8 protein-coding genes and 1 pseudogene are annotated in these 10,774 nt (G+C 69.0%); 4 read left to right on the top strand and 5 right to left on the bottom strand.

Annotated features, from left to right (window positions below):
* From V5O46_RS32060 to V5O46_RS02715, 3 genes and pseudogenes are all read right to left on the bottom strand, one after another.
* Window positions 1–159 (bottom strand): annotated as a pseudogene (locus V5O46_RS32060) (IS630 family transposase); the annotation flags it as partial.
* A gap of 845 nt (window positions 160–1,004) precedes the next feature.
* On the bottom strand, window positions 1,005–1,532 hold the full coding sequence (locus V5O46_RS02720) for an IS630 family transposase (protein ID WP_332882757.1): 528 nt from the start codon (window positions 1,530–1,532) through the stop codon (window positions 1,005–1,007).
* Window positions 1,519–1,998 (bottom strand): winged helix-turn-helix domain-containing protein, encoded by a 480-nt coding sequence (locus V5O46_RS02715; RefSeq protein ID WP_332882728.1) that lies wholly within the window; start codon window positions 1,996–1,998, stop codon window positions 1,519–1,521. Before V5O46_RS02715 ends, V5O46_RS02720 begins: the two co-directional genes overlap by 14 nt.
* A 137-nt stretch (window positions 1,999–2,135) precedes the next feature.
* Here V5O46_RS02715 and V5O46_RS02710 point away from each other — a divergent pair, with 137 nt between their 5' ends.
* Window positions 2,136–2,738 (top strand): hypothetical protein, encoded by a 603-nt coding sequence (locus tag V5O46_RS02710; protein ID WP_332882727.1) that lies wholly within the window; start codon window positions 2,136–2,138, stop codon window positions 2,736–2,738.
* Here the strand turns inward: V5O46_RS02710 and V5O46_RS02705 are convergent.
* On the bottom strand, window positions 2,666–3,529 hold the full coding sequence (locus V5O46_RS02705; protein WP_332882726.1) for a LysR family transcriptional regulator: 864 nt from the start codon (window positions 3,527–3,529) through the stop codon (window positions 2,666–2,668). The genes V5O46_RS02710 and V5O46_RS02705 overlap by 73 nt on opposite strands.
* A 93-nt stretch (window positions 3,530–3,622) precedes the next feature.
* On the opposite strand from V5O46_RS02705, the gene V5O46_RS02700 reads away from it, so the two are divergent.
* Together V5O46_RS02700 and V5O46_RS02695 are read left to right on the top strand one after the other, a co-directional pair.
* On the top strand, window positions 3,623–4,360 hold the full coding sequence (locus tag V5O46_RS02700) for an SDR family oxidoreductase (RefSeq protein WP_332882725.1): 738 nt from the start codon (window positions 3,623–3,625) through the stop codon (window positions 4,358–4,360).
* Between the two features lie 309 nt (window positions 4,361–4,669).
* Window positions 4,670–5,962 (top strand): fibronectin type III domain-containing protein, encoded by a 1,293-nt coding sequence (locus V5O46_RS02695; protein WP_332882724.1) that lies wholly within the window; start codon window positions 4,670–4,672, stop codon window positions 5,960–5,962.
* A 541-nt stretch (window positions 5,963–6,503) separates the two neighbouring features.
* Here the strand turns inward: V5O46_RS02695 and V5O46_RS02690 are convergent.
* Window positions 6,504–8,714 carry a galactose oxidase-like domain-containing protein gene (locus tag V5O46_RS02690; RefSeq protein WP_332882723.1) on the bottom strand — a complete coding sequence of 737 codons (2,211 nt, stop codon included), beginning with the start codon at window positions 8,712–8,714 and terminating at the stop codon, window positions 6,504–6,506.
* A 428-nt stretch (window positions 8,715–9,142) separates the two neighbouring features.
* Here V5O46_RS02690 and V5O46_RS02685 point away from each other — a divergent pair, with 428 nt between their 5' ends.
* Entirely contained in the window at window positions 9,143–10,699 is a 1,557-nt protein-coding gene (locus V5O46_RS02685) for a Dyp-type peroxidase (RefSeq protein ID WP_332882722.1), read from the top strand.
* Window positions 10,700–10,774: the final 75 nt, after the last annotated feature.

Genomic DNA, 10,774 nt, shown 5'->3' with positions numbered 1-10,774 from the left:
CGCGTGCCAGGCGTACGCCGACTTCCGCGACACCCGAAACCTGCGGGCCACCTCCGGCGGCCGCAGCTCCTGCCCGAACATCTCCGCGGCCTCAAAGCGCACCACTTCACGCTTCGCCCGCCCCGCGGCGGTCAGCCCGCCGCCATCCGCGTACCTCATGACGAGGATGTAGCACCGCCAACGCCGACTGTCACCCCACCCTTTCAACCTCAGCGGCAACAACCACGGATTCGGGCGCACAACCACGGACTCCAGCGGACCGGAAAACCCCTCCCCACCTGCGTAAAAGCAGCTAGAGGAGAGGCTGCGAGCACACGTACTATGTGCTGGCGGGGACGACTCCGGTCCTGGTTCACAATTGCAATGGCGTCTCTATTTATAGGACGCCGAAGGTTGATGACATGGCGCATGAGTTGGAGCGTGGCCCCAACCCGGCATCGCATCAAGATGGCGATGCTTCGGTCTATCTCGGAGAGAAGAGCGTGGCGAAGGAGTACCAGAATCGCGGCTCCTATGCGAATGGGTCAATTCGCTACGATATGCATGAGGACTTCCTCAAGGAATTCTCGGACACCGCATTCCGGTATGACCGTAAGGGGCCTGGAGGTTCCGCGAGAATCGAGTTCGTGATCCCAGTAGGGCGACTTGATCGATTCAACGAGCTTACGCTACGTAGGGTGTGGGAGCCTGGGAATGGGTGACGGCATGGTACGGGTTGACGAAGAGCTGGAAGTGGTCGTGTCTGCGACTACGGCATGGGGGGTCAAGGTGACCACTCGGGATGGAGTGGAGGGGTTTATCGACAACCTTAAAATTCCGTCATGGCTGGCTCGGGAGGAACTGCCAGTGAGCGGCACATCTCTGCTCGTTGTGGTTCTTGACGATGTCCGCAACCCGTTTAGAGGCAGCTTGCTCGATGAGGACATTCAACTCGCTCGCAACGCACGCAGGCGAACATAAGTGACTTCGGTTGCAAGTTCCTATTGATCAGAAACTCATGGGGTTCACTCGTCGAGGATGTAGTGGACATGCCGGGCGCCGAAGTATCCGCGCACGATGTGGGGCTGGCGTTGTCGGCGGTGGAAGAACCGGCGTGTCTCGGCGGCCAGTTCGGCCTGGTTCCTGGCCTGGTGGGCGTGGGGCAGGCTGCGTTTGAGGTCGGCGTTGACGAGCTCGTCCGGGTTCAGCTCGGGTGAGGACGAGGGCAGGAAGTGCAGCTCGACCCGGTCCTTGTGGTCGGCGAGCCAGTCCCGGACGGCCTTCGAGCGGTGGGCCGAGTGCCGGTCGACGACCAGGTGGACCTTCCGGTCGAAGTGCCCGGCGAGCCGGGCAAGGAAGCGGCACATGACCTTCGCGTCGAAAGTCTCGGTGAAAACCATGAAGTGCATCCGGCCGCGGGTGCTGATCGCGGACATCACGTTCACGGAGAAGCGGTTGCCGGTGCGACGGACCACCGGCGTTACGCCTTTGGCGCCCCAGGCGCGGCCGGTGACCTGGTCCGAGCGGATCCCGACCTGGTCAGCGAAGAGAATCTCGCCGTTCTCTGCCTTCGCCCTGGCCCGGATCGCCGGCCAGGTCTCCTCCCGCCAGATACCGGACCGCCTCCGGGTCCTGCTCGACGGCCCGCTTGTCCGGACGCTGGAACGTCAGCCCCCACCGCTTGAGGTACTTGCCTACCCCGGGCTCGGTGAAGCGGACCCCGTACAGCTTGAAGATCAGCTCGCCTATCTGGCCCCGCGTCCACAGCTGACCCGAAAGCCCCAGGTCGGAGGGGATGTGGTCGAGGACCGCCTGCCGCACGGCAGCCTGCTCGGCCTCGGACAGCACCTGGTGCTCGCCTGTGCGGCGGCCTCGCGGCCGGGACAGCAGCGCGTCCCGGCCACCCGCCTGCCACCTCGCCCACCAGTTGTCCACGGCCCTGACAGACACCCTGAACAAGCCCGCGACCTCCGACCTGTCCCGGCCCTCCACCAGCGCGGACACCGCCAGTAGCCGCATAGCCTCCTGCGCGTCCGGCGACCACGTCCGCGCATCCCCCACCAGATCACTCACACACCGACAACGAGCCTGAACCCAAAGCGTTTCGGATCAATAGGCTGGCGCTCCGGGCCACCCCGAGAGAACGGATGTGGGCCGTGCGCGCCAGGCTGCTCGACGAGGGCCGCGACGCGCCCCTCGTCGGCGAACTCCGCCACGCCCCCGCAGCCGGCCTGCTCGGCGTTCTGGCCGACCACTACGACACCGACTCCGCCCGCAGCGAGCTGACCGGCTGGACGGAGGCCCACGGCGATGCGGGCTCCGCTCTTGCGCAACTCCTCGACGCCGTACGGAACATGCCCTTCCGAAGTCGTGCGCAGGTCATGCTCGACACCCTGCTGGTCGCGCTGCCCGAGCCGGAGGGCGAGCGTCTCGTCCGGTCCCTGCGGGACGATTCCCGGCTGGCCCCGTACGCCATCGGCGTCCTGGTCCGGCGCGACCTGCTCTACCCCGACGATCTGACGGACGCCGAGTCCCTGGCCATGGTCGCCGAGGGCATGCTCCAGCTGCTGGAGATCACCGGACCCGACGGTCTTGCCGAGGTCGCACACACCCGTGAGCCCGACCTCCGTGACGCGATCGAGGCCGCCCTGGCCGCGCGACGGCCGGGACGGAAGGCAGGAGAGGGTCATAGCCGTGTCGCCGTGCGGATCAGCCCGGCGAGGGCGAGGGAGCGGCTGTGCGCGGGCCAGGCGATGTAGGTGACGACCGGGGGTGCGTCGGTCAGGGGGACCGCGGTGTGCTCGGCCCATAGCCAGGCGCGGGCGGAGTCGGGGAAGACGGCCACGGTGCGTCCGAGGGCGATCAGCTGCGCCAGCTGCGTCTGGTCGTGGATCTCGGGGCCCGGGCCGGGCGGGTAGGCGCCGTGACGGGACCAGCGGGCGAGCGGCAGGTCGGGGACGTCGCCGACCTCGGCGAGGGTCAGGGTCTTCCGCGCGGCGAGCGGGTGCCTGGCGGGCAGGATGGCGATCTGCCCCTCGGTCAGCAGTTCCTCGCTGTCGAATCCGGCAAGGGTGTTGAACGGCGCGTGCATGAGGGCCACGTCGGCGCGGCCGTCGCGCAGCATCTCTCCCTGCTCACACATACCGCTCGGCAGCACCTCGATCTCGGCGGCGTCGGGCTCGGCCGCGTAGGCCTCAAGAAGCTTCTGCAGCAGCTCGTGCGACGCGGCGGCCTTCACCGCCAGCACCAGGCGGTTGCGGGAGCCGCCCGGGCTGTCGGCGCCGCCGGCGCGGCGGGTGCGGCGAGCGGCAGCGGTGGCCGCGTCGAGGGCTGCGCGGCCCTCGTGCAGCAGGACCTCCCCGGCGCCGGTCAGCGAGACGCCACGGCGGTTGCGTTCCAGCAGACGGACGCCGAGGCGCCGCTCGAGCTGCTGGATCGCCCGGGACAGCGGTGGCTGGGCCATGCCGAGGCGCTCGGCGGCGCGGCCGAAGTGCAGCTCCTCTGCGACGGCCATGAAGTACCTCAACTCGCGGGTCTCCAAAGCTTCCATGGCCCCACCACACCTCCGTGATACCTACCGGGTATGACAGGACACCGTACCGGTGTTGGATGCGCCGCTCGTCCGAGAGTGAACATCGACGGCATGAGCGAAACGAAGATCGCGCTGGTGACCGGCGCGAACAAGGGAATCGGGTACGAGATCGCGACGGGGCTGGGCGCCCTCGGGTACCGCGTGGGCGTGGGAGCCCGCGACGAGACCCGGCGCGAGTCCGCTGTTGAGAAGCTGCGCGCCGCCGGGGCGGACGCCTTCGGGGTGCCCCTGGACGTGACCGGCGACCGGAGCGCCACTGACGCCGCGGAACTGATCGACCGGCAGGCCGGGCGCCTCGACGTCCTGGTCAACAACGCCGGCATCTCAGGAGAAACGGGTCCGGGGTGGGTGCAGGACCCGACCACGCTCGACCTCGACCTGGTGCGCACGGTCGTGGAGACCAACGTCATCGGAGTCATCCGGGTGACCAACGCGATGCTGCCGCTGCTGCGGCACTCGGCGTCGCCACGCATCGTCAACGTCTCCAGTGCCGTCGCCTCCCTGACCCGGCAGGCGGACCCGGACATCGAGATCGGCCCGGTCATGGCGGCCTACTCGCCGTCGAAGTCGTTCCTCAACGCGGTCACCGTGCAGTACGCCCGGCAGTTCGCCGGAACGAAGATCCTGATCAACGCTGCCTGCCCGGGCCTGGTCGCGACCGACTTCACCGGCTTCCAGGGAGCGCGCACTCCCGAGCAGGGCGCAGCCACACCGATCCGCCTCGCCACGCTGCCCGACGGCGGCCCGACCGGTTCGTTCTTCGAGGACGACGGCGTCATCCCCTGGTGAACCCGAACCAGTCGTGATCAGGCCGGCCGCAGCCTCGCCCCGCACGCCGAGGTGGGGCGCGTGACCCCGGGATGCCGCCACTCGTGCACTTCCCAGCCCGTGCCGCTTTCGCCGCCGAGGACGGTTCACCCGTCCAGCGCCATCCGGACCGGGCCGGGCCGTCCCCCAGAGGCGATCGGCGCGGGGGTGCCGGCCTGCCGGATGCGCCGTCGAGGGTGGCCCGAGGCCCCCGCGCGCCGTGCCCCTCGCCCCGGCGCGGCCGAGGGGCACTTCGGTCGGCTCCCCCTCCTCACGGGTGCCGTCACCGCCGTGCCGGCGCAGACGGTGGCAACAGCTTCGACGGGACATGCGCCACACCGTCACCCGAAACAGCCCCCCGGGGTCCGGGCGGCTTCCGACAGCGACAGCGGCAACCGGTACGACTACTTCGTCACCAGCGACATTCCCGCCAGCCGGGAGAGCGCCTACCTGGTCGGCCTCTACCAGCCTCCCTCGGACCACCGGGTGGTCGGGCTGGGCCGGATGCGCGCGGCGGGCGAGCCGCCCTCGGAGATCACGCTGCTGCCTCTCGGCGACGACCTGGTCCAAGGCGTCGGCAGCAGCAACGAATCAGGCGCCCGCGACGAGATCCAGGAGGATCTGGGGAAGGTGACCTTTGACTCGCTGTACGGCCGTCTCCCCGGGGACACGTCGGCATCGGAGCCGATGTGGCCGTCGCTCGCCGACCGCGATCTGGTCGGCAGCCGCAGCCATGGGGACGGGATCCCGGACCGCCAGGCGATCCCCACCTGGGACACCGACACCTCTCCGGTCGAACTGGTGGACCTCGACGCCGCGATGAGCTGCGACCCGACCGCGACCATATGCGCGACCGCCTACGACGGACTGCACCCCAACAAGGTGGGCGAGGTCCGCATCGCCCAGAGATTCAGCGCCGTCCTGCACGAGGAGTTCGGGATGGGCTCGGAGGCGCTCGTGCCCCCGTTGCCCGGCAGCGATTCCGATCGATCGGTGACCACCCCGACCGGCCTGGAGTTCGACGGCACCCGGCAGGGCGTGACCGTGACCCGGCCCAAGGTCTTCGGCGCCCACGGCTACGACGTGCAGTGGCGCGATGTCACCGACGACAGCGCGGCCGACTGGCAGGACTCCCTCCCCGGCGCCGAGTCCAACCGGTGGGACCTCAGCCGGCAGTTCACCAACCAGCCGTGGAGCGGCCACACCTACGAGGTCGGAGTGCGCTCGGTCGCCGGCGACGTGGAGTCGTCGTGGTCGGATCCGGTCAGCGGAGTGGCCCGGCCCACCACCGCCCCGCCCCCCGCGGACATCCTCGTCGCCGCCGGTGAGGGCTCGGTCGACGTGCGCTGGACGGCGCCGCCCGCAGGACCGCACACCGGCTCCATCACCCGGTACGCGCTGTGGATCTGGGACGAGGACACCCCGTTGGTGCACTCCCGTGTCATCGGCTACCCGGCGTCGGCACGCACCACCCATGTCACCGGGCTGACGCCGGGCCATCGCTACCGGGTGTTCATGTGCACCTGGAAGGCCTCCGGCGAGGGTAAACCCCGCGTCGCCGGCACCGTGCTGATCCCGGACTGACCGCTCACCACCCGCACCAACGGTCCTGCACCAGGACCGCACCGACCGCGGCGGCCGGCACAGCCCCGACCGGCCCCCGGCAGCCTCTGCCGGAACCCCCCCCGGAACCGCAACCGGTTCCGGGGACGAGGCCGCGGGACCCGCGCGGACCCCGACGGACCCGACCGGACCCGACCCCACCGCATCGGCTCAGTGCAGCCGCGAGTCCGGCCAGCTGTGTGAGAGCGGCTGAGTGTGCCTTCGCGGCCGGTGCCGCCCGGTGCCGCCCCCTGCCGGTGCCGGCTACCGGCTCGACGGCTTGCCCGGGGACTCCGCGTCCGGCGTCTGTCCGGCTGTGGCGGAGCAGCCGCCGAGCAGCGTTGCGGTCCGCAGGGGTATCCGGTGTCCGACCGGGGAGTCGTGGAGCGCCGGCAGCGGGTCCTGGTTCGTCGGCGACCGCGTCTCAGTCTCGGGCTCAACCCTCTTTGCGCCACGCCTCGAATCCCCTCCGAACTGCGGGAGACGCAGCTCGGAGGGGATGGGTCGATGTGCCGGGAGGACGTTACTCCGTGCCGCCGCGCGACAAGGTGACGAAGCGGGCCGGGGACGGGATGCCGCTGGTGTCGACCACGACGAGCATGTAGCTGCCGGGGGGTGCCACCGCCGAGGACTCGGGCGTCCGGATCTGGATGGTCCAGCGCTCGTAGGCGGTGGATTCCTGGGCGGTGGTACGCAGCCAGACGTAGCGCTGGTCCATGTTGTTGCCGTGGGTGGTCGCACCGAACCGGATGAGTGCCACCCGGGACTGGGCGTCGAGGCCGGCGCCACGGGCCTGGAGCCCGACCTCCGTGTCGTAGTCGAGAGTGGTCCAGGGCGTGTCGGCGCCGGCCACTGCGGTGATGGCGGGGCGGGGACCGCGCCACAGGTACGGGGGGTAGTAGCGCTCGGCGGTGGTGTGCTCGTCGAACAGGGACTCCTCGGTGTCGGGGTCCAGGGAGAACCCGCCCGTGCTGCCCGCCTTGAGCACGGTCCCGTCGGGCTGGAGCAGCGCCGTCGAGTGGTAGCGCCGGTCGGTGAGCGCGGAGGCGGCGGGCCTGAAGGTCTCGGTGGCCGGGTCGAAGATCTCGGAGGCGAGGACCGGCACCTTGTTCATGTCACCCCAGCCCTGTTCCGACCCGCCGCTCACCAGGACCGTGCCGTCGGCCATGAGGGTCGAGTCGCACAGCACCCGTGGGTGGGTCATGCCGCCGACCCGCCGCCAGCCCTTCTGGCGGTTCAGGGGCTGGTGCACGTCGACGTCCAGGATCTCCGCGGTGGCCGTGGCCTTCTGCTCGAAGGTGAGGTCGCGGTGGTTCACCTGGTCCTCGTGCTGGCCTCCGACGGCCAGGATGCGGTGCCGGGGCGCGCCCGGCCGGAGCGGGAGCAGCACGTTCGAGCCGTACGTGGGGTAGCTGCGGGATCCCTTCCCGCGCATGGTGTAGACGGCGGGCGCCATCACCAGCGGGGCGTCCATGGTCTCGTCGTACTGGTAGAGCCAGGCGCGGTTGCTCTCGACCATGGCGACCAGCGGCAGCGACGTGGCCGTCTTGCCGGGGAGGACGAAGAGGTTGGGGTAGGTGGCCAGCCTGTCCTGCGACGAGAGCAGTGCGTGGTTGATCAGCGGTTCCGCCTCGCTCAGCGGAGTCAGTGTGCCGTCCGCGGGGTTGTAGACCTGGTAGTTGTTGTTGATCCGGTTCCAGTAGCCGTCGGGACCGCTGTCCTTGGAGGGCTTGCGCTCGGGGACGGTGGTGCTGCCGCCGGCGATCAGCATCCGGCCGTCGGGCATGGTGGCGACGGTCGGGTACCAGCGGTGGAGGTCCATGGAGACCGGCACCTTGCTCCAGCCGTTCGCCGCGTCGGCGTCGTACAGGTGGAGGCCCTTGGAGTCGTCGAGACCCGGGCGGCTCGGGTCGAGGTGTCCCCCCGCGACGAGCAGTCTGCCGTCCGGCAGGTGGGCCTGGCCTCCGCAGAAGATGTTCTTCGGTTCGACGCCGCCGGTCATGAGCCGTTTGCGGGTCTTCAGTGTGTCGAGGTCGAGGGCGCGGGCTTCGAGAGCACCCATGTGGAACGACTGCCACAGCCACTTGCCCGGCCGGTCGGGGTTGGGGATCGGATTGCCGTCCCCGTCCATGTCACGCGACGGGGACCACATGACGACCTCGGCCCCGTCGCCCTTGCGGACCAGTGCGGCGTGGACCGCCACGATCTCCAGGTCCAGCGGCTGGAGGTCGCGGTCCGCTCCGAACCAGCGCCCGCCGGCAGGTTCGATCCAGACGTCCACCATCGTGGTGGCCCGGAGCGTCCGGATCTCCAGCCGGTCGGCCGGGACTCCGGGGGAGCCCAGCCGGCGCGGGGTCACCCAGAGGTCGCTGGTGCCGGTGCCGGCAGCGCGCAGGGTGACGGTGCTGTTCGCGGCCTCGTCGGGTGCCGTGCCGATCCGGGTGTGCCCGGTGGTGCTGGTGACGCGGATCTCGGTCGCGCCGGCCCGGTCGGCCCGGTCGGCCTGGTCGGCAGGCCCGGCGGGCGCGGGGATGCGCAGAGGCACGCGTACGGGCGCGCCGCGGCCGTTCTCGTCGAGCTTCAGATGGATCCAGCGCCGTCCGTTCAGGATGTCCGGCCCGGCGATGTCGAGGGGTTCGAGGGGCCCGGCGGCGCTTGCCCGGGGTGCGGTTCCGAGGAGCAGTCCGGAGGTCGTCGCCGACAGCGCTCCGGCCAGTAGCGCTCGCCGTCCCACCGGGCCGGCGTACGGAATTTCGCGGGAAGTACTTTCTTCGGCCGGCCGGGATGATTGTGCCATCACAAACCTCGCAATCCGAGTCGATTCGTTCGGTGATTTCGACTGCACGCTAGCAGGAATGTGATCGACTTTCGGATGCGAGAACTTGCATGTCAGAGCGGTGCGCATAGATGTGACGAGCGCCGAAAGGAAACGTTTCCGCGCGACTTCGCAGGGAAATTCGACGGGTCGGAAAAATGGTATCGAGGGTTTTTCGGTGGTCCGCTGCCGATCTGCGGGGCTCTACGGGTGAGTCGAGTGCGCATTCGAATGAATCGAACATGCGATGCATCGTTCGGCCTATCGGAGGTCAAGGGATGGTGGACGAAGCCGTGGCGGGCGGAATGCCGCACGGCGAACACGACTCGACTGACCCAGGAGGCTGCGTGACCACTCAACTCATGCGGATCGACTTCGACAAGGAGACCGGGATCGGACCCGAGGAGCGGTCCGGGACGTTCCGTCCCGAGGAGAAGAAGTTCATGGAGGACCTACAGGGAAACATTCTGAAGAGTCATGGACGGGACCACAGCCGCCATCTCTTCATCCGGTTCCACAGAGACAGGGCCGAGGAGGGCAGGGCCTGGTTGGAGGCCATGAGCAGACGGGTGACCTCGGCCATGGCCCAGTGGGACCAGGCGGCCAAGCGCTCCCAGATCTTCGCAGCCGCGCGGGAACAGGCGGATCCGGAGGCGTATCTGAGCATCGAACTGGCCGCCAACCAGAGCGCCCCCTTCGTCGGCCTGATGCTGTCCTTCAAGGGCTACGAGACCCTCGGATACGCCACCCCGTCGGCCGACAAGTCCTTCAAGGCCGGTGCTCGGAACAAGGAGATCTGCCAGAAGCTCGGGGATCGCCCCGAGTCGGACTGGGAGAAGGAGTTCCGGGAGGACCTGCACGCCCTGGTCATCGTTGCGGACGACAGTCCCGATGTGGTGACGGGTATGGCGGGTACGATCCGCGACTCCGTGGAGAAAGGCCTCGACCCGGTGGGCAAGGTCGTCCACGAGGAAACCGGAAAGGTGCTCCGACTGCGGCCCAACGGCCCGGTGCGAGAGCATTTCGGCTTCGCCGACGGTGTCAGCGAACCGCTCTTCCTCACCAAGGACATCAAGAAGGCCCAGAAACGGGACGGGACGAGCAGGTGGGATCCCGCAGCTCCGCTCAAACTCGTCCTGGCCGAGGACCCGGTGACTCCGAAGGGGGAACCCCTCTCGAGCAACGGGACGACCGGCTACGGCTCCTACGTCGTCTACCGCAAACTGGAGCAGAACCTCACCCGCTTCAACCAGCAGCGCCTCAAGCTGGCACGAGAACTCGCCAAGGCGGACGGCCGCAAGCAGCCGCACGAGGGCGATCTCGAGCTCGCGGGCGCGTACATGGTCGGCCGCTTCCGGAACGGCATGCCGGTCGGCGAACCCGCGACCGCGAACGGGGTCGACGCCCCGATCCCCAATGACTTCGACTACCTGCACGACAAGAAGGGCGCGATGTGCCCGTTCCAGGCGCACACCCGCAAGACCAACCCCCGCGGCGACACCAAGTGGCGGTTCGGCACGGATCTGAAGGAGGAGCGGCTCCGCCGGATCACGCGCCGCGCCATCAGCTATGAGCAGAAGACCTCCTCGGGTGAGAAGAAGGTGGGGCTGCTGTTCCTGTGCGCCCAGAGCAACATCGCCGATCAGTTCGAGTTCATGCAGCAGAGCTGGTGCAACAACGACACCTTTCTCGTCGGTGGGAAGCAGGGCGAACTCAAGACGGGGCAGGATCCGGTCGTCGGCCAGGGCCACACCGGTACCAAGCACCACTGGCCGAAGAAGTACGGGGTGGCGGGCGCCACGTTCACGGAGGGCATCGAGGAGTCGGTGACCATGCGTGGCGGCGAGTACTTCTTCGTGCCCAGCATCCCGTTCCTCAAGAACGCGAAGACAGTGGGGCGTTGACGGCCCATCGAGGGGTCGTGGACGGTCGTAGACCCATGAGGCACTGATCCGGTTCTGTGGCGGGCGTCGGACGCC

This window comes from Streptomyces poriticola, assembly GCF_036689765.1.
Lineage (GTDB): Bacteria > Actinomycetota > Actinomycetes > Streptomycetales > Streptomycetaceae > Streptomyces > Streptomyces poriticola.
This window is presented reverse-complemented; position numbering and strand designations above follow the sequence as displayed.